The sequence below is a fragment of the Erysipelothrix amsterdamensis genome, assembly GCF_940143175.1.
Taxonomy (GTDB): domain Bacteria; phylum Bacillota_I; class Bacilli_A; order Erysipelotrichales; family Erysipelotrichaceae; genus Erysipelothrix; species Erysipelothrix amsterdamensis.
Window position 1 is genome coordinate 1,240,837 of sequence record NZ_OW659496.1, and the last position, 23,659, is coordinate 1,264,495.

Annotated in this window: 19 protein-coding genes and 1 other annotated feature; of the genes, 2 read left to right on the forward strand and 17 right to left on the reverse strand. The window is 37.2% G+C overall.

The window, feature by feature from the left end; translation table 11 throughout:
- Positions 1-28: 28 nt before the first annotated feature.
- From NMG63_RS05820 to NMG63_RS05830, 3 genes are read right to left on the reverse strand one after another with little or no spacing between them, the layout of a single operon-like run.
- Positions 29-1,015 carry a zinc dependent phospholipase C family protein gene (locus NMG63_RS05820; RefSeq protein ID WP_123171330.1) on the reverse strand — a complete coding sequence of 329 codons (987 nt, stop codon included), beginning with the start codon at positions 1,013-1,015 and terminating at the stop codon, positions 29-31.
- A 29-nt stretch (positions 1,016-1,044) separates the two neighbouring features.
- Positions 1,045-2,172, reverse strand: coding sequence for an alanine dehydrogenase (gene ald, locus NMG63_RS05825; RefSeq protein WP_254006649.1), 1,128 nt, complete (start codon positions 2,170-2,172; stop codon positions 1,045-1,047).
- Complete coding sequence (locus NMG63_RS05830) at positions 2,172-2,909, reverse strand: HAD family hydrolase (protein ID WP_254006650.1); 738 nt, start codon at positions 2,907-2,909, stop codon at positions 2,172-2,174. Before NMG63_RS05830 ends, ald begins: the two co-directional genes overlap by 1 nt.
- 263 nt (positions 2,910-3,172) lie before the next feature.
- Between NMG63_RS05830 and mgtA the strand changes: the two genes are divergently transcribed.
- Positions 3,173-5,761 (forward strand): magnesium-translocating P-type ATPase, encoded by a 2,589-nt coding sequence (gene mgtA, locus NMG63_RS05835; RefSeq protein WP_254006651.1) that lies wholly within the window; start codon positions 3,173-3,175, stop codon positions 5,759-5,761.
- Between the two features lie 41 nt (positions 5,762-5,802).
- Here mgtA and NMG63_RS05840 read toward each other — a convergent pair whose 3' ends face one another.
- From NMG63_RS05840 to NMG63_RS05855, 4 genes are all read right to left on the reverse strand, one after another.
- The gene (locus tag NMG63_RS05840; RefSeq protein WP_254006652.1) at positions 5,803-6,048 is read right to left on the reverse strand and encodes a type B 50S ribosomal protein L31; all 246 of its coding nucleotides are present in this window, start codon (positions 6,046-6,048) and stop codon (positions 5,803-5,805) included.
- Between the two features lie 2 nt (positions 6,049-6,050).
- A complete protein-coding gene (locus tag NMG63_RS05845; RefSeq protein ID WP_254006653.1) occupies positions 6,051-6,158 on the reverse strand; it encodes a putative metal homeostasis protein in 108 nt (35 codons plus the stop codon).
- An 84-nt stretch (positions 6,159-6,242) separates the two neighbouring features.
- Positions 6,243-9,308, reverse strand: a complete 3,066-nt coding sequence (locus NMG63_RS05850; protein WP_254006654.1) for an AAA family ATPase — start codon at positions 9,306-9,308, stop codon at positions 6,243-6,245.
- On the reverse strand, positions 9,305-10,444 hold the full coding sequence (locus NMG63_RS05855) for an exonuclease SbcCD subunit D (protein WP_254006655.1): 1,140 nt from the start codon (positions 10,442-10,444) through the stop codon (positions 9,305-9,307). Before NMG63_RS05855 ends, NMG63_RS05850 begins: the two co-directional genes overlap by 4 nt.
- Before the next feature lie 170 nt (positions 10,445-10,614).
- Between NMG63_RS05855 and NMG63_RS05860 the strand changes: the two genes are divergently transcribed.
- Complete coding sequence (locus tag NMG63_RS05860; RefSeq protein WP_254006656.1) at positions 10,615-11,496, forward strand: excalibur calcium-binding domain-containing protein; 882 nt, start codon at positions 10,615-10,617, stop codon at positions 11,494-11,496.
- A gap of 33 nt (positions 11,497-11,529) precedes the next feature.
- On the opposite strand, the gene NMG63_RS05865 is transcribed toward NMG63_RS05860, so the two are convergent.
- From NMG63_RS05865 to NMG63_RS05910, 10 genes are all read right to left on the reverse strand, one after another.
- The gene (locus NMG63_RS05865) at positions 11,530-12,513 is read right to left on the reverse strand and encodes an aldose epimerase family protein (protein WP_254006657.1); all 984 of its coding nucleotides are present in this window, start codon (positions 12,511-12,513) and stop codon (positions 11,530-11,532) included.
- A 52-nt stretch (positions 12,514-12,565) separates the two neighbouring features.
- Positions 12,566-13,729, reverse strand: a complete 1,164-nt coding sequence (locus NMG63_RS05870) for a galactokinase (RefSeq protein WP_254006658.1) — start codon at positions 13,727-13,729, stop codon at positions 12,566-12,568.
- 2 nt (positions 13,730-13,731) lie between these two features.
- On the reverse strand, positions 13,732-14,742 hold the full coding sequence (locus tag NMG63_RS05875; protein WP_123171321.1) for a galactose/methyl galactoside ABC transporter permease MglC: 1,011 nt from the start codon (positions 14,740-14,742) through the stop codon (positions 13,732-13,734).
- Positions 14,743-14,754: 12 nt separating this feature from the next.
- The gene (locus NMG63_RS05880) at positions 14,755-16,257 is read right to left on the reverse strand and encodes a sugar ABC transporter ATP-binding protein (protein WP_254006659.1); all 1,503 of its coding nucleotides are present in this window, start codon (positions 16,255-16,257) and stop codon (positions 14,755-14,757) included.
- Between the two features lie 80 nt (positions 16,258-16,337).
- Positions 16,338-17,420: a galactose ABC transporter substrate-binding protein gene (locus NMG63_RS05885; protein ID WP_254006660.1), complete on the reverse strand. Its 1,083-nt coding sequence runs from the start codon at positions 17,418-17,420 to the stop codon at positions 16,338-16,340.
- Positions 17,421-17,505: 85 nt separating this feature from the next.
- Positions 17,506-18,522 (reverse strand): LacI family DNA-binding transcriptional regulator, encoded by a 1,017-nt coding sequence (locus NMG63_RS05890; protein ID WP_254006661.1) that lies wholly within the window; start codon positions 18,520-18,522, stop codon positions 17,506-17,508.
- 71 nt (positions 18,523-18,593) lie between these two features.
- Positions 18,594-19,115 (reverse strand): DUF2812 domain-containing protein, encoded by a 522-nt coding sequence (locus NMG63_RS05895; RefSeq protein WP_254006662.1) that lies wholly within the window; start codon positions 19,113-19,115, stop codon positions 18,594-18,596.
- 83 nt (positions 19,116-19,198) lie between these two features.
- The gene (locus NMG63_RS05900) at positions 19,199-21,784 is read right to left on the reverse strand and encodes a valine--tRNA ligase (RefSeq protein WP_254006663.1); all 2,586 of its coding nucleotides are present in this window, start codon (positions 21,782-21,784) and stop codon (positions 19,199-19,201) included.
- The gene (locus tag NMG63_RS05905; RefSeq protein WP_254006664.1) at positions 21,741-22,331 is read right to left on the reverse strand and encodes a GNAT family N-acetyltransferase; all 591 of its coding nucleotides are present in this window, start codon (positions 22,329-22,331) and stop codon (positions 21,741-21,743) included. Before NMG63_RS05905 ends, NMG63_RS05900 begins: the two co-directional genes overlap by 44 nt.
- A gap of 31 nt (positions 22,332-22,362) precedes the next feature.
- Positions 22,363-22,566: a binding site (T-box leader), on the reverse strand.
- Positions 22,567-22,633: 67 nt separating this feature from the next.
- Positions 22,634-23,656, reverse strand: coding sequence for a sugar-transfer associated ATP-grasp domain-containing protein (locus NMG63_RS05910; protein ID WP_254006665.1), 1,023 nt, complete (start codon positions 23,654-23,656; stop codon positions 22,634-22,636).
- Between the last annotated feature and the right edge of the window lie 3 nt (positions 23,657-23,659).

The following is a 23,659-nucleotide window of genomic DNA, read 5'->3' on the forward strand; positions in this document are numbered from 1 at the left end:
ATAAAACCCTCCCTATTATTGTTGTTTTCTATTTTTGATAAATACTATCATAGTATTTCATCTCACGTCCTGGTGGACGCCCTGTATCATATCGGCGATCACCAAGAAGTGCGTCGAAATTTACAGGTTCATTGTGTTCTAATGCATCGTTTAAAGCCCCGATGCATTCACTTCCTAGCACAATGGACGACTCATAGAGTTCCATAAATGTCTCGTTCGATGTTTCATCGATATTTGTTGGGTTTGACCATGTATCACGCTTTAAATTAAGAACGTCGTATCGCGCATCGATATTCGAATTAACGATATGACTTGAAAACGCCCACGGATAAGCCATTTTACGTTCCAGTTTCTGAATCACTGGAGTCATAATATTGTGCGGATCGTATAAATAACTCAAAATCTTTTTAAAGGAGCAAATTGCTTCTTCAATCACTAAAGGTTCTAAATATATTCCAAAAACTTGAACGAGCATTGCTTGATAGAATGATGCAATAACCCGTCGCTCTTCTTCATTGACATCGACAAAACGTTTCGGTTTTAACGATGCCATATCACGCCCTTTTACATACGTAACCATTAATGAATCAAGCATTGACTCGTACCGGAAATGCCAGTAACGTGTAGCTCCAGCTATTTCCCCACCACGATAAAACACAAATGGATGCGCAAGAGAATCTAAAGACCAATGTTGAAAATGTCCGGCAATAAACGCAATAAGAATTGTTTTTCTTCGTTCATCTTTCATTTCCTTTATAAAACTCACCGCTTGATTATAAAAATCATTAACATGAGTTCGGTGTACAATCCCACCATAATCAGCGACAATTTTATTCAGTTCCTGATCTTGCCATGGAAATACTTTGTAGTAAAACAAAATATCTGGACCATTGCTCCCAAGTAAATACGCCCTTGGATGTTTTTTTATCGCTTTTTGGACTGTCGACACGTCAAGTTCATTATAAACATCGAGTGCCATCAGCCCATGTGTAATAACATTTGGTATGACGGCCACCTCCTTTATTACATTCTAACAAATTACCTCTAAAGTTGCACCACTTTAACACAGTTTTCATATTCTACAAATTCCAATTCAAGTGCTACCGCAACGGCTTCATTTACGACTTGACCATGAAATATATTTAAACCGTTTTTAATTCCTGAATCATGCATAACTGCATCATGAATTCCACTGTTTGCGATTTTTAATGCATACGGTAATGTTGCATTTCCTAACGCATAAGTTGAAGTCTTTGGTACTGCACCCGGCATGTTGGTAACACAGTAATGAACAATTCCCGCTTCAACAAACACTGGTTTGCTGTGTGTTGTGGGATGACTTGACTCAAAACATCCCCCTTGGTCAATCGCAACATCAACCAAGACTGTCCCTGGTTCCATGATTTTCAAATGATCACGTGTGACTAACTTCGGTGCACGTGCTCCAGGTAGTAAGACACTCCCAATCACAACGTCTGCACGACGAAGCTCATCTTCAATGTTTTTTGAATCACTATAAATCGTATTTACAGCAGTACCAAATACATCTTCGATATACGCAAGACGATCTAAATTTCGGTCCATCACGCTCACCGTTGCGCCTGTTCCTAAAGCTGTTTTACAAGCACTCATTCCCACAACGCCACCACCAATAATGACAACATGTCCACCGCGAACTCCCGGAACACCTGACAACAAGATTCCCTTGCCACCATAGGTCTTTTCTAAATATTTCGCACCCTCTTGAATTGATAGGCGTCCTGCAACCTCAGACATCGGCTTTAGAAGTGGTAATCGACCCAACTCATCCGTTACGGTCTCATAAGCTACCGCTGTAATATTACGCTCCATTAATGCTTTTGCTAAGGGTAAATTATCCGCTAAGTGTAGATACGTAAAAAGAATTTGATTGGCTTGCATGAGTTCATATTCTTCAGAAATGGGTTCTTTAACCTTTATGATCATTTCTGATTGTTTCCAAACAGATGCAGCATCATCGCAGATAATCGCACCATTGTTTTGATATTCTTTATCGGTAAATCCACTTCCGAGCCCTAACCCAGCCTCTACATAAACTTCATGACCATTTTTAATATATTCAATAACATGTGAAGGCATAATCCCAACACGTTGTTCAAAATCTTTTCGTTCTTTTACAGATCCTATACGCATTAAAACAACTCCTTTATTTTCTTTAACAAATCTTCGCGTGTTCCGCTCCAATCACACAGATAATCGGTTCCACGATGAATCAGATTATCTGTTAGTAACCATGTTTTCATCCCAAACTGAGACGCCATCATATCTTCTTCGACATCATTTCCAATCATTAAACATGTTTTTGGATCCAACATATTATCACGTATGATTTCTTCATAGTACATTGGGTTTGGTTTACAATGATGGTTTTTCTCAAATCGGGTAATATCATCAAAGTCATCCAATTCAAGGCCCGACCACCAGATGCGTTTATCTGTAGCCAGTTTTGGGAAAAGCGGATTTGTCGCTAAAATTACTTTATAACCCTTTTCTTTGAGGTAACGCACCGTTTCAACCATCGGTTTTGAAATCGATGTTACAGTTTCAACGATATTGTATTCATTTTCATAATAATCATCTAATATCGTATCAATTTGATGTTTGATTTCCGATCCAACAAGGGATTCAAAACAAGTATAAAAAACCTGTTCGTTTGTTTTAAATCCATCCTTATTTTGAATCATTGCCGCACTTGATTTCCACAAGGCCTTAGCCATCAATTCCGGTTCGATTATATGTGCAACCTTTTGCGTAATTGATGTTAAATATGTTCGTTCAAAGTCATCCCCATCAAGCGGTAGAATTGTACCGTCCAAATCAAAGAGTACTGTATCAATTCCGAGTGCATTGCTCAAGTTTACATTTTTCATGTGTTACCTCCCACTTTTTTGAATTATATCATAAGTGTTAAATATTCTTATCATTAAGTTTCAATCTATCGCTCATTTTATTGCTTAATGAACCTCAATTTGTTATAGTTTTAAAGCGAGGAGGTGGAAACCAATGGAAGGTCAGAGTTGCATGAACGATAGTATTAGTGAACGATCTTTGGATGATGACCCCTTGGGTGCACCTCAAGAAAGTCATCGATAAATTTTGTTCATACAAGACAGTATGAAGGGAGTTTATAACTATGTCAGAAATGAAAAAAGAGCTAATTCAAACACTTCAACTTAATCAAGAAGATTTGTTTGAACAATTGGATGCATCTCCGGAGGGTTATACATCCAATCGAGCAGAGGAAAAGCTCGAAGAATTTGGTCCAAATGTGATCAAACCTCAAAAGAAGAAAAACCCTCTTATTGGATTCGTTAATGTTTTAATTAATCCATTTAACTTAGTATTGATGGTAGTTATTGTAATTACATTTATTACAGATATTTTATTAACACAGGAAAAAGATTATTTAACCATTTCGATTTTAGCGATTATCATTATAATTTCGACGCTAATTTCATTTATTCAGGATGAACGCTCAAGTGCGGCCAGCGAGAAACTCTTAAATATGGTGTCAAATACAACGGCAGCACTACGTGATGGTCAGTTTATTGAAATTCCAATTGATGATTTGGTCTTAGGTGATGTTGTACGGCTTTCTGCCGGAGACATCATTCCAGCTGATATGCGTGTAATATCCGCAAAAGACTTATTTATATCACAAGCCACATTAACTGGTGAATCACAACCCATCGAGAAGTTTGTAAAGTTTGATGAGTCTCAAATGGACGCAGACAGTGATTACACGAACTTATGTTTAATGGGAACTAACGTTGTTTCCGGTACAGCTCGTGCAGTTGTAATTCGTACTGGGAGCGATACCTATCTTGGACAAATGAATCGATCATTAAAGAATTCGAAACGTCCAAACAGTTTTGAGAGCAGTATTTCGACAGTAAGTCGCTTACTCATGAAATTAATGCTAATCATGTTACCCGCTATTTTCATCATTAACTGGGTGTTTAAAGCAAATCCAATTGAATCTTTTGTTTTTGCACTTACTGTTGCCGTTGGATTAACACCAGAAATGTTACCCGTTGTATTGAGCAGTGGCTTGGCACGTGGTGCCATCAACATGTCAAAGCATCAAACGATCGTAAAATCACAAAGTTCAATTTCATCATTTGGTGAGATGGATGTATTATGTACCGATAAAACGGGGACGATAACTCAAGATGATATTATTTTAGAACGCTACATGGATACAACCGGTGAAGATGACATGCGTGTATTACGTCATGCTTATCTGAACTCTTATTTCCAAAGCGGACTCAAAAACTTGATTGACCTCGCTATTATTGAACGTGCAACAAGTTACAATATGGATGACCTTGTAAACTATTACACAATTGTTGATGAGATTCCTTTTGACTTTGCACGCCGTCGAATGAGTGTTATTTTGGAAGATAGTAACGATAAAAAACAGCTCATTACAAAAGGTGCTGTTGAAGAAATTATGAAATTATGTTCACACATTGACCGAGATGGAAAAGTATTTCCACTTGACGATGAAACGCGTGAAGAAGCAATGGATGTATATATGCAACATAATAATGACGGTTTGCGTATGATTGCTGTTGCTCAGAAAAATGAATTGCCTACAGATCATGAGTTTGGTGTCGAAGATGAGAAAGATTTGGTTCTAATCGGTTTCATCGGTTTCCTTGATCCACCTAAAGAAAGTGCCAAACCAACAATTGAAAGTTTAAACCGTCATGGTGTTGATGTTGTAGTTATCACTGGTGATAGTTTAGGCGTTGCTAAAAAAGTATGTAGTAAAGTTGGTATTGATACTGAAGTAACTTATATGGGTAAAGATATTGAAGAAATGAGTGATGAACAGCTTCAATCCGTTGTTGAATCCTGTCACCTCTTTGCTAAAATATCCCCTGTACAAAAACAACGTATTGTAGAAGCATTCCAAGCGAATAATCATACCGTTGGTTTCTTAGGCGACGGCATTAACGACGCGCTTGCACTAAAACAAGCTGATGTTGGTATCTCGGTTGATACTGCTGTAGATATCGCTAAAGAGAGTGCTGACATCATTCTTCTGAAAAAAGACTTAACTGTTTTAGAAAAAGGAATTATGGAAGGCCGTAAGACCATTGTAAATATGATTAAGTATCTCGAAATGGCTGTAAGTGGTAATGTTGGGAATATGATTTCCGTAATTGTAGCAAGTGTGTTCTTGCCATTCTTACCACTATTACCTGTTCATATTCTTGTTCAAAATTTACTCAGTGATCTTGCCCAAACTGGAATTCCATTCGATAACTGTGATGACTCAGATCTCGATAAACCTCGCAAGCTTGAATCAGAACGATTGGTTCACTTTATGTCTGTATTTGGACCTTTAAGTTCTGTCTTTGATATTATGTGCTTTATCGTGTTATGGTATGTTCTAGGCGTGAATACAGCCGAACAAGCTACCTTATTTCAAACATTCTGGTTCACATTCGGAATCTTATCTCAAGCACTCATTATCTTTGTAATTCGTGCTAAAAAGCCGTTCTCATTCAAAAACAAACCTGCATCAATTTTGGTTGGTGTATCGACACTTGCTGTCATTATTACCTTGATCTTCGTTCTAACACCGCTTGCTAAGTCAATTGAACTTCAAATCTTAAGTTTAAACCATCTGACATATGTTCTTGGAATCGTAGGTCTATACCTTATTACCACCGCAATTGTTAAGAAATTTGTTTGGACGCCATTGGATTAAAAACAATAGCCCTTATCTTTTAAAAGATAAGGGCTTTTTTATTACTTCGCGTTAAACTTGCGATTAAATTTCGCAATTTGACCCTCAACACGTGCCTCACGTTGTTTTCCCGTATAAAACGGATGCGATGTTGAAGAGCTATCAAGATTCACAAGTGGCATCACGGTACCATCCTCAAGTGTTATCGTTTTATCAGTTTTAATCGTTGAACCAATAATAAATTGAGCTTGCGTGTTGATATCCATAAATACTACATTTCGATATTCTGGATGAATTCCTTTTTTCATACTTATTTTCCCTTCTTTCGATAGTGTTTAATAATCTTTAGTGCTCGTTTTCGTGTTTTAAGATTGGGTGATTTAAGATTTCGATATGCAGTTGAACGATCATTTTTCATAGGTTCCCTCCTCTAGTTGCAAACGTTTCGCATTTAGATATTATCCTACTCTCTATAATTTGTCAATAAAAAAAGACAGGTGGCTTAAAGCACACGTGTCTGAATTGTACTGCCTTTTTCTGTCTTAGTAATAATAATTTGCTGTTCTATAAGTGTTTTCAACTCTGGTACATGAGAGATGATTCCGACATATTCCGCAGTGCCCGCCAGATCTGTTAAAGACTTCATAGCCTGTTGAAGTGAGGCTTCATCCAAGGTTCCAAATCCTTCATCGATAAAGAGCGCATCTACGCGTACTGAGCCTGAGAAGCGTTGAACTACATCAGATAAGCCTAAAGCGAGGGATAACGAAGCTTTAAACGATTCCCCACCGGATAACGATTTAACGGACCTAATCTTCCCAGTATATTGATCGTAAACATCCAAATCCAAGCCCGACTTTGTGTTGAGCCTTTCAGCTTTTTCTTGTCGTAAAAGAACATATCGATTTGAAGTCATCGGTGTAAAACGCTTATTGGCTTCTTCCACAATGTAATCAAAATAAGCCGATTGAACGTAATGTTCTAATGCAATCTTTTGTTTACCGCTTAAATCTCCATTCGCGGTTTTTGAAAGACCGTCCATAATTGCCCCTTGACGTTCCATCGTCAAACTATTCTTTTGGATCGTCTCTAAACGTCTTAAGACAGATTCCAGTGTAGTTATGTTTGTTGAAGCGGCTTGCACCGTCTTATTAAGCGAGACGATCGATCTTTCAATTTCTTGCTTCGCCTCAGATAAGTATTCTAATGTATGAGGTGGTTTCGTTTCACGTTGAACTTTTAATTGATTGATTTCAGAACGAATTTGTATCATGCGCTCATCATAAGTTTTTAAAATTGAAGCTTCGTTTTGTAGTGTTATTTCGTTTACCGTTTCCCACTCAATCTCATGGATATCAAGATTGTATTGATTACAGAGATCAAGAAGTTGTTGCTGTTTAAGTTGATACTCATTTTCTTCTGTTTTGAGTTGTTTAGCGATCTCACTTTCTTGTGTTTTGATTTGTTCAAGCTCTGTTGATGTTGATTGATACAACTCTAAATCTTGTTGTTCTTTCGCTTCCATCTCTTTAATTTGATGATGAAGTGGCTCGATTTTCGCTATCAATACTTCTATACTATCAAACTCTAAATTAGATTGAATCATCTTGATTTCAGATTCTAGAGCTGCATGACGCATATGTTCTTGCTTCATAGATTCGTTAAGTTCATCAAGATTTTTCTTTAATAACTCCATGTTTTGTTGCTGTTCGTGCATTGATTTTATCTTCGAATTTAATGTCTCATGCTCAACACGTTTTAATTCCATCAATGATTTCAAATCTTGAATTTTAATTAAAATCTCATTGAATTCTACTCGAGTCGCATTCTCATCATCTTCTTTAATGAATTCATTAAGATTTGTGATCTTTGTGTTAATCACATGGCAAGTTTGCGCTTGGTTCTGTTGGACCTCTTGTTTCTTAAACACTTCTTGCTTTAATTCCTGTATTTGGTCGTAGGTTAAAACTGAATCCATAAGTAACGCGGGATGTGGATGCTCCAACGATCCACAAACTGGACATGCATGATCATCTTCAAGACTTTGTGCTAACAATCCTGCTTGTTCTTTGTAATATCGTAATTCATGTTGAATAAGCTGTTCGTTGGCGTTAATGTATTCTTTTTCAGCCATTTTAAAAGAATCCTGCTCTTTCATCAAAAGCACTTCTAACTCTCGTTTTGTATCAAAGGATTCGATTCGTTTTAGAAGTTGCTCACGTTGACTCAGATAGGTTTCTAATTGATGCTCTTGAACGATTTTTTCTTTCTCGATCCCATAAGAACGATCTCTAAGCATTTCAAGCGTTGTTTTGAGTTCTTCTTGTTTTGCTAATTCCTCTGCAATCTTCACTTTTTGTAACTTTAGTTCATCTAGACGCTTAATTACCGAGTTGTATGTTACTTTTGTGGACTTCAGGGTCTCATATTGCGGTAACATTTTTTGGTATTGTTCTGCTTGGCGCTTTGCATGTTCAAGCTGGTTCATCCGTTCATTTCGATTTAAATATCGTGTCTTAATTGCAACGAATCGTTCTTGAATGTTTATATTTTTCGCTTGAATGTCTTGATATCGACGCTCGATTGTTGAGTATTTTAGTTTCTTTGCTTCTAATTCTTTATGTAAGGGCATCAACTTATTAAAGATAAGAGTTTGCGTTTCGAGGTTTTTTCGAAGCAATTCGTAATGATCTTTTTGATTTAAAAGCTGCGCCAATTCGTGTTCTTTTTCTTTAAGTAGATTAAGTGTATGTTGGTACGTTTCCCATGCTTTCATTGATTCAAGAATCACATCACGCTTCTTGTTTAGGTTTTTTTGATCGCTAAGATAATCTGTATGTTTGTTTACCATTACACCATGTTTAACTTTTAAATCACTATAGACATCTTCTAAATTAAAACCTGTGTATTCGATGCCTTCTTCAAGATTGGGTAAGCCTACTAAAACACTCTTTACTTCCTGTTTCGTTTGCTCTAATTCACGCTTGAGTTCTAAATTTTTCTGTTTCAGTTTATCTTGCAGTTTAAGATAAAATCGTGTGTCAAAAAGGGTTCGAAATATATCCGATCGCTTAGTGCTCGAGGCATTTAGAAGTTCTAGAAATTCCCCTTGCGCAATCATCACGACTTGTTTAAATTGTTGAGCATCCAAGCCCACAATCTCGATTATTTTCGCATTAACCATTTTAATATCATCAAGTTCTTGACCATTAGGGAGATACAATTGTACACTTGCGTTTTGGACTGTCGTTCCTTCACCACGCGCTTTTAAGCGCTCATAACGGGGTTTGCGAACAATTCGATAGGTCTCATTTCTATGACTGAAGCTTAGATCCACATACGTTTCCACAGATGCATCCGCATAATCACTGCGAAGAGAATCCGACTGACGTTGACTTCCACTGGCTACATCATAAAGTGCAAACGAAATCGCATCAAACAATGTCGTTTTACCTGCTCCAGTATCTCCAGTTATTAAAAATAACCCTTGATGAAATTGGGTAAAATCCACCGTCGTTTCTTCAAAATAGGGACCGAATGCACGCATCGAAAGAAGTATCGGTTTCATAAATTTTCCTCCTGAATTTCGTCGATCATCGCGCTCACAATTTCAGATTCCTCTTGATTAAAATCGCGCCCATTAAGTGTCGTGAAAAAAGCATTAAAAAGATCATACGGCTTTTGTTCTAAAATTTCAGAAGCTCGTGATAACGATGTCTCTGAAGAAGTACGTGCATTATCAAAATCCAAACTTACGAGATTTAGATAAACACTTCTTAATTTATGAAGTGCATCCTCTTGAATAATATCATCGGTCAAGATTGCATGAATATAATCTTCAGTAATATCCTTTTTACCTATTTCATAAAGTTCTTGTAATGGACCTTTAAGAATCCGTACATCCCGCAATGGCTTCATATCCATAAACGATATCGAAACATCCTTATCAAGATTGATAACGATTAATTGTTTTTTATGCATCCATTCAGAGAACGAATATTTTAACGGTGATCCTGCGTAACGAATCGAATCGCGTCCAATCGCTTGAGGTCGATGAATGTGACCGAGCGCTACATAATCAAATGCTTTAAATAAAGACGCATCAATCGCATCCAAACCTCCTACCGAAGGTCCAATTTCTGAATCTGATAAAATTGGTGTTGTTCCATTACCAATTACAAATTGGTGTGCAATCGCGACATTACGATCCTTTTGATTGATCTTTAAATCTTGAAAGATAAACTCAAATGCTTCTTGGAACGTCGTCCCTGTAAACTCAGGATGGCAGTTTCGCACCATGGACGGTTTTATATAAGGAATCATGTGAAAATGAACAGGTCCGAAATCATCCTTAAGTGTCACAACCGGAATAGAACCTGTATAATGAGACGCTAAATAAATATCGTGTTCTTCGAAAAGAGCACGACCAACACCCAGACGCTCTTGAGAATCGTGATTCCCTGAAATGATTAAAACATGAATGCGACGATGGGATAATTGCGTCAAAAAATCATCCCAAACTTCAAATGCTTCTGCACTTGGATTTGCTTTGTCATAGACATCCCCTGCAATAATTAAAACATCCGGTTTGATGTTATCTAAGCTTTCAATAATTTGGTTTAGAACGTACCGCTGATCATCAATAAGACTGAAGTCATTCAGTCTTCGACCAATATGTAAATCTGCTATATGGACTATTTTCACACTATCACTCTTTTCTACCTCTATCTTACCACAATCTTTCAAATTCAAGCGTGGAATTGTACTTCGATTTGGCGTTTAAAAGAGCACCCGCTTCATGATTTTAATGTTCTTTAAGAGAAGGATTGTTTTCTTATTTAATTATGCTAATATCAGAGTATTGGGAGGGTATTATGTTAAGAAAAAGAAAGAAATCAATCAGTGATTCATCACAAAAATTGAGAGTAAGTAAAAAGAAGTGGTTTCGTCGAGACCATGAATCTATCGAAAAAAATAACGAACAATTAGAGCAGGAGCCTCAACGTAAACCAAATTGGTTTACACCAAAGAAAACTATCGCACTTGTTTTAAGCCTTGGAGTTGGTGCCCTTGGAGCGTATTCTATGGATGCAAATCGCGTTTACAGTTTAACGCTCGAAGAAAATGGACAAGCACTCCGAGAACCATTTCTATACACTAATTCTAAAAACACTGAAGTCAGATTACCGAGCGAATCCGATTTTAAAGATGTTGAGCAAGGAAGTTTTAAGGGTTGGTATGATGATCAAGGTAACAACATCACCCATTTAAAATTGGTGAAAGACACACGTGTTGAAGCAAAATGGTATGCGATGCATACTGAAGAGAAAGTCGTACTCAATGAAACCCCGTTTAAGAATATCGAAGAAACAGATGATTCCTTACTTGAATCTGAAAGTTATCAAAAGCAAGTTGGGAAGATTGGGATTGATGAGACACGTAAACAATTGGTGTATCGTGATGATAGTCTCTATAAAGAATCCATCATTTCCGAAAAAAACCTTCAACTTAAAACGGATGCAATTTGGGTTAAAGGGACAAAACCCATTCCTGTAACCCCTACGATACAAGCGACACCTGCTGTAGAATCCGTAAATCATGTGGTTGCAAGATCTGAGGTAAAATCAGAATATTATAAGAACTGTACCGAACTTCGAAAAGTCTACCAAAGGGGTGTTGGGAGTGATCATGAAGCATACAGATTACCACTTGACCGTGACCGAGATGGATGGGCTTGTGAAGCGAAAGGAAATTAGAAAACACTAAAAAGAGAAGGCTTAAGCCTTCTCTTATTTTTTTAATGTATAGGTTGTGACTTCTGAGTATGGGTTTTCTTCTGAATACCAAGGAACACGAGCTCCTGGTAAAAATTCAGGCTCAATTGCGATGGCTGAATGATTCCACGCAAATTGACCTTGACCATTTTTAAAACTCTCATCGAAATAATTTGCAAAATAGATTTGAACTGCCGGACATGATGTTTCAATAAGCAAGGATTTGTTCATAGCCGACAATAAAACACGCTTGTCACCGTTTAATTGATAATTGTGGTCAAGATGACGCGTGTTATCAAATTGTGGATGGTAGCCTTGTAAAACGGACTCAAGTGAGGGATTACTTCGCAAATCAAAAACTGTATCCGTAACATCAATAAATGTACCGTCCGTACATAAATCTTCATCAAGATAGGCTACACGATCCGCATCAACAAGAAGATGATGCTGTGACAAATCCCCATGACCCAACAAATCAAAATACATATGATTTGTAAGATTTAGAGGCATGGAACATGAAGGCGTTGCAGTATAGCTAATTGATAATGATGAACCCTCTAAACGATAGATGATCTCATAGCGAACATTACCGGGATACCCATCACGTTCATGATTAAAATCTCCTTCAAGTACAACAATGGGTTCATCATCGTCATAAAGACTTTTAATCGTTAAATTGCGAGAAGATAAGCCCTCATATCCTCCATGTAAATGCGCGGAACCATTATTCTGACTTAAATGCAGAGTCGTATCATTTAGAGTAATAACACCCTCTCGCGTTCTGCCCGCCAAAGGTCCCACACTGGATCCAAGATAAACCGTATTATTGAGGTAATCCTCATAATTCATATATGACGTTACCACATTCATATCACCAGTTAACTTAAAAGAGGTTATGGTACCTCCAAGCGTTAAGACTTTAACTTCAGCTTCATTTGTTTGTAAAGTAATCTCCTTGACGTTTTGTTGGTGTGTCATCACCTGTTTCACATTTAACATACTATTTCCCCTTTATGAATGTCGAAAAGGATGTGAGGCCACATCCTTTTCTTTATTTAATTTGATGTGTGCCTTCACCAACCGACGCAACATAGAATGTTGCTTCATATCCAATTTTATCAGCATATTGCTTGCCGACATTTTTAATGAATGCATCAACGTGTTGATTCTCAACAATCGCAATCGCACATCCACCAAATCCAGCACCCGTAACACGAGCACCGATCGTTCCTGTTTGACTCCATGCACTTTCCACAAGTGTATCAAGTTCAATACCCGTTACTTCATAATCATCGCGTAGTGATTGATGGCTTTCATTCATGAGCAATCCGAAAGCATTAATATCACCCGATTTTAGCACTTCTGAAGCACGTTTTGTTCGTTCGTTTTCACTTACTGCATGATAAGCACGACGATACACCACTTTATCTTCAAAAAGCGATTCTTTTGCCATCAATTGATCCAAGGAGAGATCACAGAGGTGTTCAATATTATATTCCTCTTTAAGAATAGCAAGTGCTTTTTCGCATTGAGCTCTGCGTTCATTATAAGCAGAATCCGCTAATCCACGACGTTTATTCGTATTCGCAATAACAATGGATGCATCCCCAAGTTCTACAGGAACATATTCATAAGCAAGCGTATTTGTATTTAATAAAATTGCATGATCTTTTTGTCCCATCCCCACAGCAAATTGATCCATAATACCACAATTAACACCAATAAATTGATTCTCTGCTTTTTGTGATAATTTAACACATGTAATCATATCTTCATTGAAATGAAACAGTTTATTAACAATCCAAGCCGTTAAAACTTCAATTGAAGCAGAGCTTGAAAGACCCGCTCCATTCGGAATATTTCCGTAATAGAGAATATCCAATCCAAAGTCACATACATGACCTTCCAACTCAAACATCTTAATAACACCCTTTGGATAATTAGCCCAATCATCTTTTTCATCGTAAACAAGTTGGTCTACTTCTGAAGTAATGATGCCTAAATTTTCAAAATTTGTTGAATAAAGATTGAGTTGTTTATCGTTACGCTTACGAACAAGCGCATACGTACCGTATGTAATCGCACAAGGGAACACAGAACCGCCGCTATAGTCAATATGTTCTCCAATTAAATTAATACGACCTGGTGCAAAGAACTCAAATTCATGGCTTACACCAAATACGGTTTCAAATTGTTGTGCTAGTTGTTTTTCCATAATTATTTCTTACGAGTCGTCTTACGGATATCAAGTGCAACGGCAATAATAATAACAACACCTTGGATTACGTTTGTCATGTCCGGTGATACCCCTAAATAGGATAGACATACTTTCAAGAGTTCGAAAACAAATACCCCAAGAAGAATACCTGGAACCGTACCTTGTCCACCGGCAGTTGATACACCACCAATTGTTGCGGAAGCAATCGCTTCAAGTTCATAACCTTGTCCAGCAGAAGGTCCAACTGAACCAGTTTTAGCGGATAATAAATAACCTGCTAATCCGTAGAGGAATCCTGCAAGTGCAAAGATACGTACTTTAGAGCGACGAACGTTAACACCTGAAACTTCAGCTGCATTTTCATTCCCACCAATTGCATACATGTATTTACCATGTTTTGTTTTATTAAACAAGATCCACATTAAGATACCCACAAAGATTGCAATAATCGTTAGGTATGGAATTGCTCCAAATATTTTACCTTGTCCAATTTGAATAAACTCATCTTTAAATGTACCGATAGGTTTATTTTGACCGTAAAGCATGTTGATACCATAAATCATAATTTGAGTGCCAAGTGTTGCTAAAAACGGTGGAACATTTAGATAGGCAACAATAAGACCGTTAATCATTCCAAATACAGTACATACAACAAGTACGATAAGCAATGGTACAAATAAAGGCATATCTGGAACATTTGGAAAGAACTTTCCAATAAAGTCTGGTTTTTGAACCAGTGTTCCTGTGATTAAAGCTGATAGACCCACAATACGTCCTGCAGATAAGTCCGTTCCGCGAATGATTAAAGTTCCCGAAACACCTAAAGCAATAATAAAGCGTACTGATGTATTCGCTAAAATGTTAGAAACGTTACCTACGGTAAAGAAGTTATCTTGCGTAATACCTGTAAACAGAATCATAACCGCAACCACGATATACATAGAGTAATTTGTTAAAAAATCTTTAAGATCGAATTTTTTATCTTTTTTTTCAAATAAATGCGTTGTCATAATTTTTCTCCCTTATTCCATAAACTTCGTTGCAAGCGTCATAACACTTTCTTGTGTTGCTTCTTTTTTATCTAAGAAGCCTGAAACACGACCCTCGCACATAACCATAATACGATCTGAGACCCCTAATAACTCAGCCATTTCAGAAGAAATCATAATGATACTTTTCCCTTCAGCAGCTAATTCATTAATAATTTGGTAAATCTCAAATTTTGCTCCAACATCAATTCCACGTGTTGGTTCATCTAAAATCAGAATGTCAGGATTGTTGGCTAACCAACGCGATAAGATTACTTTTTGTTGGTTCCCGCCAGATAAATTTTCAATATGCGTTTTCTTGCTTGCAGTTTTAATGTTTAATCGATCAATACTACTATCTACAACTTCGCCTATTTTTTTATCATCTAAAAGACCCTTATGAATATACTGATCAATGGATGCAATGGCAACGTTATCCGATACGGATAAGACACCAAAGATCCCATTACCGCGTCGGTCTTCAGTAACAAGTGCAATACCATTTCGGATTGCATCTTGCGGACGATTAACAACAAGTTGTTTATCACCCAATTTCACAATACCGTGATCAATGGCACGCATACCGTAAATTGCTTCCATAAGTTCGGTACGCTGAGCTCCTACGAGCCCCCCTACCCCCAAGATTTCACCACGTTTTAATTCAAAGTAACACTCTTTAAATGATAATGGATTTGGTGACGTTAAATTCTCAACGCGTAAGACAACTTCTTCAGTCGGTTCGTTTGTCTTTGGTGGGAACAAACTTTTCAACTCACGTCCAACCATATTCTTGATAATGGAATCATTGGTCATCTCACTTGCTGGCCATGTACCAACATAACAACCATCCCGCATGATTGTAATTTCATCCGAAATCCTTAAAATTTCATCCATCTTGTGAGATATATAAACGATTGCGATTCCTTTTTTGGTAAGTTTGTCAATAATTGCGAACAGTTTCTCCACTTCTGTAGCAGTTAATGACGATGTTGGCTCATCCATAATTACAACTTTCGCGTTATGTGAAATTGCTTTTGCAATTTCAATTGACTGCATTTGCGAAACGGTCAGTTCATTAAGTAAGGTTGTTGGCTCCACATCCAATCCAACCTCTTTTAATAAACGATCTGTTTCTTCATACATTTTCTTATGATCAACTGTTTTAAACTTAGTCATTGGGTAATTTCCTAAGAAAATATTCTCCCCAACAGTCATCATCCGAATTGGTTGTAATTCTTGATGAATCATTGAAATTCCTGAATCAATGGCTTCCTTTGCATCTTTAAATTCGACCTCATTACCATTAAAGATTACTGATCCAGAGTCTCTGTGATAGATCCCATATAAACATTTCATCAACGTTGATTTTCCAGCTCCATTTTCACCCATTAGTGCATGAACTGTACCCGGTTTTAATCGTAAATTGACATGGTCTAATGCTTTAACCCCAGGGAATGTTTTATTAATATCTTTCATTTCTAGGATGTATTCGCTCATGTCTGTCACCTTCCTATCCTTATAAATATTCAAGTGTGCCGTTAAGCACACTTGAGATTAAACATTAACGTATTTTTAAATTATTGAGCGTCACGTTCTGCGTAACGTTTTACTGCTTCTTCTACAGTTTCTTTACGAGCTTCTGCGCGTTTAAGTTCTGCTTCTTCAGGTTTAGTTACCCCAACATAATCATGCCAGTAGTAAGCTGAAACATCTTTACCTTGTAATAATTCAAGAGCTACATCAACTGCTGTATGTGATTGGTTAAAGTGGTCATTTAGAACTGTCCCAGTTAACTTACCACCTTTTAGAAGTTCGATCGCATCCGGAATCGCATCAACACCAACTACAAAGATGTCTTCGCCGACTTTACGTCCTGCAGCTTCGATTGCTGTAACAGCACCAACTGCCATACCATCATTATTTGCAAATACTACTTCTAATTTATTACCAAATTGTTCTAAAGCGTTTGCTGTAAATTCTTGTCCTTTAGCTGTATCCCAGTTTGCTTGGTAAGGTTGAGCTAAAGCATTTGTTTTAACGCCTTTTTCTTCAAGACCTTTAACTGAGAACTCTGTACGTTGTTTTGCATCAACGTTTGCAGGGTCACCCATTAAAGTAATGTAGCTTACAGATCCATCGCCATCGATGTCACCTTTGTTTTCAAGGTTTGCAATCATGTAACCTTGGATAGTTCCTGATTGTGTTGCATCAGCTCCAACATAAGTTGTTTTTCCTGGCCAGATTTCTAATTCTTGTGTTTCTGGTTCGCGGTTAATAAATACAACTGGAATGTCTTTTGCTTTTGCTGAATTGATAATTGAACCTGCTGCGGTAGGGTCAACCATGTTTGCGATAATTAAATCTTTACCTTGAGCGATAAAGTTATTAATTTGCTCTGTTTGGTTTGCTTGGTCTTGCTTACCATCTTGAATATCAAGTTTGTAAGTATTTCCATCTTTTTCCCCTACTTCTTTAAAGTATGATGCAAGTTCTTCACGATATAGAGTCATGAAGTTATCATCGAATTTATAGATTGCAACTCCGATGTTGTATGTCTTTCCACCTTCATTAGCATTTCCTTCTGCTCCACCTTTTGATGAGCATCCGAATAAAGTAAGCGCTAACAATGATACCAAAATCAATTTACTCAATTTCTTCATCTGTACTTCCTCCTGTACTAAATTCTAGTAAATGTTTTACCACTAGCAAGGTCATAATAACCCATGTAAGCGCTTATGTCAACGCTTACAGTAAAGTTTTTACTGAAAATACCGTTTCTCTTATAACCAACTTTGTAGAACAAACAATCTTCACGGGAATAAAACTCTTTGAACCGATCATCAGCGTCAGCAGTTGCGCCGCCAACTCTCCCATATACTTCGTATCCAAAGCAACAGTAGTTAGAGGTGGATTGAAGAACTTAGCACTCGCAATATCGTTATAACCAACAATTGAAATCTGATGAGGAATTGAACCCTTCATTTCCCCTAGTGCACGTAATGCTCCCATCGCAATCGTATCACTTGCGCAAACAAAAGCTGTAGGTACAACTTCGTGCTTTAACGCTTCAATGACACTTGCATATCCAGTCTGAGCGGTATACTTTCCAAGATAAACATTATCTTCATGATAATCAAGCTCAGGATCGTTTTTCATTAATTCATTAAACATACTTTCACGTCGATCAACGTATTCAATTTTGGTTGCACCTAAATATTCACGACCTCCAATATAGCCAATTCGTGTGTGCCCCATCTCCTTAAGATGACCAATAGCGGCTTCTGTCGCACCTTCTAAGTCATGGACAACGGCAGAGTATTTGTGAGAATCAGGATTTGAATCGACAAATACAATCGACGGACAATGACGTTCAAGGTCATTTGCTTGTTGGTGCGAAAACTTCCCAACACATACCAAACCATCCAAGTCATCCTCTAGAAACACATCAACCATGTTCTCTTTATAGTAACGTTTAATTTGAATTTTGTGACTGATACAAAAATTTTCAACACTCATTCGCAACGAGTAGTAGTATGGATCCTCTTCTTCTTCATTACTTGAAATCCACTGTACAATACCGACCATCAATACATCTGCTTTTTTATTTTTCTTCTTAATACGATAATTCAATTCTTTCGCAACGCGAAACACCTCATCACGCGTTTCATCTTTTACACTTAAAGTAGGATCTTCATTTAAAATCCTGGAAACGGTTGCCTGACTTACATGTGCCTTCAATGCAATATCTTTAATGGTAGCCATAATATCCTCCTTTTTTTATTGATTCATGCTTCTATCTTGATTTTAGTAAATTTTTACTTGATTTACCAGTGTTATTTACTAATTTCTTCAAGTACTGCTTTTGCTTTGCGACGAAGTTGGTACGTATACACCGCTAGAACGCCGCCAGCACCAATTATTATAAAATAAAGATTATTTCGATAATTTAGATATAAATAGATGAAAAATACTAACAATGATCCAATAACGATTCCACTAAATCGTTCGATGCGGTGAACCATCATTTTTATCACTTCACTGCGATCATCGTTAAATGAAATAATCGGTTCATTTGAACGCGGTCTTGCGAAATAGTAATATGTACCACCTTTCTCACTGCTATAGGTGCAGATCAATATAAATCCTTGATCAAGATATTGTTGCTTTAAGTCATCATCCATAGGTTCAATGGTATACGCAACTTCAAAGTTTAACTTCGCAGGTTCATTCTGACAAAAATGGTATCCATTGCCATCAAATTGTTCCAGCATCAAGCCTTCTTCTGCCTTAGCCTCTAAGTATTGAACCTCTTCTTTAAATTCAATGATCGAAAATGTTGTTTTATCTAATTTCATTTTAATAACCTATCCTTCTAAGTTCGATTATACACGTACAATCCTAAATTAAGCAAATTAAAAGGACCCTGACGGTCCTTTTATTATTGTAATTGTTCTAACACAAGTGCTAATTGACGGCGGTATTCTTCAAGTTTACCACGCTCTTCAAGTACTTTTGCTTCTGGAGCTTTCGCAATAAATTTTTCATTTGAGAGCATTTTTTCAGCACGAGAAATCTCATTCTCGAGCTTTTGTTTTTCTTTTTGGAGCTTTTCAATTAACGCTTCACGATCTACAAGTTCTTCTTGTATTAATCGAATGGCACCCCCGTGAATGGGTTGTGTAATACTATCTTCTGGCAAGGTATTGATTGTAACTTTAGCCATCGACTCAAACATATGGGTGAGCACTTCATTTAATGCATAAGGACTGTTATTTGCATCTAAAAGAGATACATTGAGAGGTTTTGAAGGCTTAACATCATAACTTACACGCACCTCACGTACAGCTTGAATCGCCTCAATCATAAAGTCGACTTCTTCAAGATCTCCAGTTTCAATTTCCACAGCCACCGGCCATGATTCGATATTAATTGAATCTAAATGATTTGGAAGTGCACAGTATATCTCTTCCGTAACAAATGGCATAAATGGATGTAAGAGGATGACAATATTTTTAAGCATGTGGGATAACGTTGCTTTTGTTGCGTATACTACATGCTCATCATCACTTTGCAATCCACTCTTACTTAATTCGATATACCAACTGCAGAAATCATCCCAAACAAAACGAGATAGCGTATTCCCAACAAGAGCAAATTCATATTTATCCATATTACGGGATACTTCTTCCAGTGTTTGGTTGAATTTATGAATTATGTGACGATCAACTTGAGATAATTGTGCTTTTTCGATTTGATAAACATCATCTTCAATATGCATCAATACAAAACGCGAAGCATTCCAAATTTTATTTATAAAATTCCAAGATGCCTCAACTTTTTCGGGCATATAGCGCATATCTTGACCTGGAGTTGAATTGGTTGTTAAGAAATAACGCAAGGCATCAACACCATACGTTTCGATCACATCCATGGGATCAACACCGTTTCCTAAAGACTTACTCATCTTACGTCCATCTTGATCACGAATTAATCCGTGGATTAAGACATCTTCGAAAGGACGAGAATTGGTAAAGTAACGTGCTTGGAAGGCCATACGAGCAACCCAGAAGAAAATAATGTCATATCCTGTTACTAAAACATTTGTCGGATAATAACGTTCTAAATCTTCCGTATTTTCAGGCCAACTTAGTGTTGAAAATGGCCATAATGCACTTGAGAACCATGTATCTAAAACATCTTCATCTTGACGCCAATTATCAATATCTTCAGGTGCTTCAAGTCCAACATAAATTTCCTCAGTTTCTTTATGGAACCATGCTGGAATACGATGTCCCCACCACAATTGACGTGAAATACACCAGTCTTCAATATTATCCAACCAACGCGTAAAAGTATTTTCAAATCGTTCTGGATAAAAATTAATTTTATCATCGCCGTTTTGGTGAGCCAGCACTTCATCCGCTAAGGGTTTCATCTTAACAAACCATTGTTTTGAAAGATACGGCTCAACAATAACATCCGTACGTTCTGAATGACCAACTTGATGAATATGCTTTTCAATCGAAACAAGTTTGCCATCTGCTTCAATATCCGCAACCAAAGCTTTACGACATTCAAAACGTTCCATGCCTTGATATTTACCCGCAAGTTCATTCATAGTTCCATCAGGATTCATACAAATTGGCATCTCTAATCCATATTTTTCACCAATCACGAAGTCATTAGGATCATGGGCAGGTGTACATTTCATAACACCTGTACCAAATTCAATATCAATATAATCATCCGTAATAATAGGTAAAGACTCTCCATTTGCAGGGTTGATTGCATGTTTACCAACTACATGGGTGTATCGAGAATCTTCCGGATGAACCACAATACAAACATCTCCAAACATTGTTTCTGGGCGTGTCGTAGACACTTTAAGCGTTTCACCGGTTTCCAATACAGTATAATCAAAAGTATAGAAATTACCTTCAACTTCCTTATGGATAACTTCGATGTTAGACAGTGCCGTTTGAGCCTCAACATCCCAGTTGATAATTCGGTAACCTTGGAAAATTAACCCGTCATTGTATAAATCTACAAACACTTTATTTACTGCTTGGTTTAAACCTTCATCCAATGTAAAACGTTCACGAGAATAATCCACAGAAATCCCAAGTTTAGACCATTGTTCTCGAATATGCCCAGCATATTCATCTTTCCATTCCCAGGACTTTTCTAAAAACGCTTCTCGCCCAAGGTCGTAACGAGAAATTCCTTGTTCGCGCATTTTCTGTTCAACTTTAGCTTGAGTTGCAATTCCCGCATGATCCATTCCTGGTAAATAAAGTGCATCCTTACCCAAGAGACGTTGATAACGAATGATAATATCTTGTAGGGTATTATCCCATGCATGCCCAAGATGTAATTTCCCAGTAACATTTGGCGGTGGGATTACTAAAGAATATGGCGTTTTTGATGTATCCCCTGCAGTAAAATAACCTTTCTCAATCCATTCATTGTATTTATTTAATTCAATTTCGTTGTGAGCATACTTCTTCGCTAATTTCTCGGTCATAATATTCCTCCTTGAGTAGTCCATAACATATGACATCTTCATATCCGTCTTCAAACTTTGCCGATTGACGTTTAATGCCTTCTTCAATAAAACCTAATTTACGTGCGACAGCACCGGAAGCTGGGTTACACTTTAAGTGTTTGAGTTCCATACGACGCACATCATAATTTTCAAATGCGAAATCCAAGATGGCAGATGCTGCTTCGGTCACAAGACCTAATCCCCAAAATCGTGGATTCAGTGCATAGCCCATTTCATAGACACCTTCTGATGCACTAACCGGCCAAAAATCACAGGTACCAATCATTCGACCATTATTTTTTAAAGTAATCGCAAATGCTTCAGGCCAACCTTTACTTGGTCGGGATAAAAAGACATCTTCGATTACCTGTTTTGTATCCTCAACACTTTGATGAGGTTTAAATCGTGTCATGCGTGATACCTGATACGTTCGCGCATAAAGATACATATCATCTGCATCTTCCATAACCACAGGACGAAGAACCAATCGTTCCGTTTCGAGTCTTAAATCTGTCGTTGGCTTCATAATTCCTCCTACAAAATAAAAAAAACACCATCCAAAGGACGATGAATCGTGGTACCACCTTAATTTACATACATATGTATGCCTCATTGCCGTTAACGCGGGCCACGTAACATCTTACTTAAGTTCAGACATCAATCTCCCAAGCTACATTCACCAGTGCATAAGATTGTTTCACACCAACCAACAATTCTCTTTGCTTAATACAAGGGTTACTCTTCTTGTTCAACGATTTATCTTATTTTATCATATACACACTTACACGTCAATTGAACCCTCGAATATAAAAAAAGAGCTTGCGCTCTTTAATAAGTTTTAATATATTGATCGTAAATTGGTTTTACACCGACTTTTTCATCAGACATACTTGGAATTACTTGGAATGGACCTGTGGACGAATTTCCTTCGATAATCTCCGGACCATCAACCCCAACTGCAACATCCCACCCCATATAACGAACTTGAGGAATTACAAGACAAGCTTCTTGAATACTTGAAATAAGTTGTTCATAATGAGGAACTTTAAAACCAATTAAGTCAGTTCCTATAATTGGATGCTTCGTATGTTGATTACAGTTTTTATCAATAAATGGATATACAACTGTTCCCGATTCATCAAGAATGGTATACATACCCCCTTGACCAATGTTGTCAACGTGACTTCCAAGACCTGATTTTAGGACTGATACCAAAATTCTTGGAATGTTTTCATCATCTAAAAATGTAATGACACGTAAGGTGTTCACACTCGTAGGTGACAATTCATTCATCTTAGGATGTTGCTTGAAGAACTCTTCAATGAGATATTGACGGTTGTCCATCAGTGCAACATATAACTTCTCAAAATCAAGATCTGGATTTTCATTCACATCAACAACTTCAATTCCTCGCCCAACATAATCAGTTGTTCGCTTAGCCATAACCTTACCGTGCTTACGAACAAAAGCTTCAAGACCTTGAGCATCACTTTCGCGAATATCAAATGTATCGCGGTGAACGAAATCACTAAAACGCTTCACAAAAATCGACTTATCATCAAAAATATCAAGATATTCTGGATCGTTATAGTACTTCGCAATACGCGCAGAATGACCTAAAGTAATAAACGTCTCGCGCTGCTTACTGTTTAAATCATAAAATTCAAACTCATTGTAATCAACGTAGCCTGCTGTATACTTGAATGAACACCAAACCATATCAAAGAATAGAACGATACGAGAACGACCACTCTTTTCATGGGCATATTGGATTGCATTCTTAAATCCTGAAAAATCCATACTAAAAAGACGTTTAAAATAATACTTAATTTTCCAAAATAATTTTTTCATTTT

Excerpts from the sequence above, each read along its gene's own strand:
- NMG63_RS05870 (WP_254006658.1), bottom strand. The coding sequence starts at position 13,729 with ATGGAAAAACAACTAGCACAACAATTTGAAACCGTATTTGGTGTAAGC.
- NMG63_RS05875 (WP_123171321.1), bottom strand. The coding sequence starts at position 14,742 with ATGACAACGCATTTATTTGAAAAAAAAGATAAAAAATTCGATCTTAAA.
- NMG63_RS05880 (WP_254006659.1), bottom strand. The coding sequence starts at position 16,257 with ATGAGCGAATACATCCTAGAAATGAAAGATATTAATAAAACATTCCCT.
- NMG63_RS05905 (WP_254006664.1), bottom strand. The coding sequence starts at position 22,331 with ATGAAGCCAACGACAGATTTAAGACTCGAAACGGAACGATTGGTTCTT.
- NMG63_RS05910 (WP_254006665.1), bottom strand. The coding sequence starts at position 23,656 with ATGAAAAAATTATTTTGGAAAATTAAGTATTATTTTAAACGTCTTTTT.
- ald (WP_254006649.1), bottom strand. The coding sequence starts at position 2,172 with ATGCGTATAGGATCTGTAAAAGAACGAAAAGATTTTGAACAACGTGTT.
- NMG63_RS05860 (WP_254006656.1), top strand. The coding sequence starts at position 10,615 with ATGTTAAGAAAAAGAAAGAAATCAATCAGTGATTCATCACAAAAATTG.
- NMG63_RS05900 (WP_254006663.1), bottom strand. The coding sequence starts at position 21,784 with ATGACCGAGAAATTAGCGAAGAAGTATGCTCACAACGAAATTGAATTA.
- NMG63_RS05895 (WP_254006662.1), bottom strand. The coding sequence starts at position 19,115 with ATGAAATTAGATAAAACAACATTTTCGATCATTGAATTTAAAGAAGAG.
- NMG63_RS05865 (WP_254006657.1), bottom strand. The coding sequence starts at position 12,513 with ATGTTAAATGTGAAACAGGTGATGACACACCAACAAAACGTCAAGGAG.
- NMG63_RS05890 (WP_254006661.1), bottom strand. The coding sequence starts at position 18,522 with ATGGCTACCATTAAAGATATTGCATTGAAGGCACATGTAAGTCAGGCA.
- NMG63_RS05850 (WP_254006654.1), bottom strand. The coding sequence starts at position 9,308 with ATGAAACCGATACTTCTTTCGATGCGTGCATTCGGTCCCTATTTTGAA.
- NMG63_RS05840 (WP_254006652.1), bottom strand. The coding sequence starts at position 6,048 with ATGAAAAAAGGAATTCATCCAGAATATCGAAATGTAGTATTTATGGAT.
- mgtA (WP_254006651.1), top strand. The coding sequence starts at position 3,173 with ATGTCAGAAATGAAAAAAGAGCTAATTCAAACACTTCAACTTAATCAA.
- NMG63_RS05845 (WP_254006653.1), bottom strand. The coding sequence starts at position 6,158 with ATGAAAAATGATCGTTCAACTGCATATCGAAATCTTAAATCACCCAAT.
- NMG63_RS05885 (WP_254006660.1), bottom strand. The coding sequence starts at position 17,420 with ATGAAGAAATTGAGTAAATTGATTTTGGTATCATTGTTAGCGCTTACT.
- NMG63_RS05830 (WP_254006650.1), bottom strand. The coding sequence starts at position 2,909 with ATGAAAAATGTAAACTTGAGCAATGCACTCGGAATTGATACAGTACTC.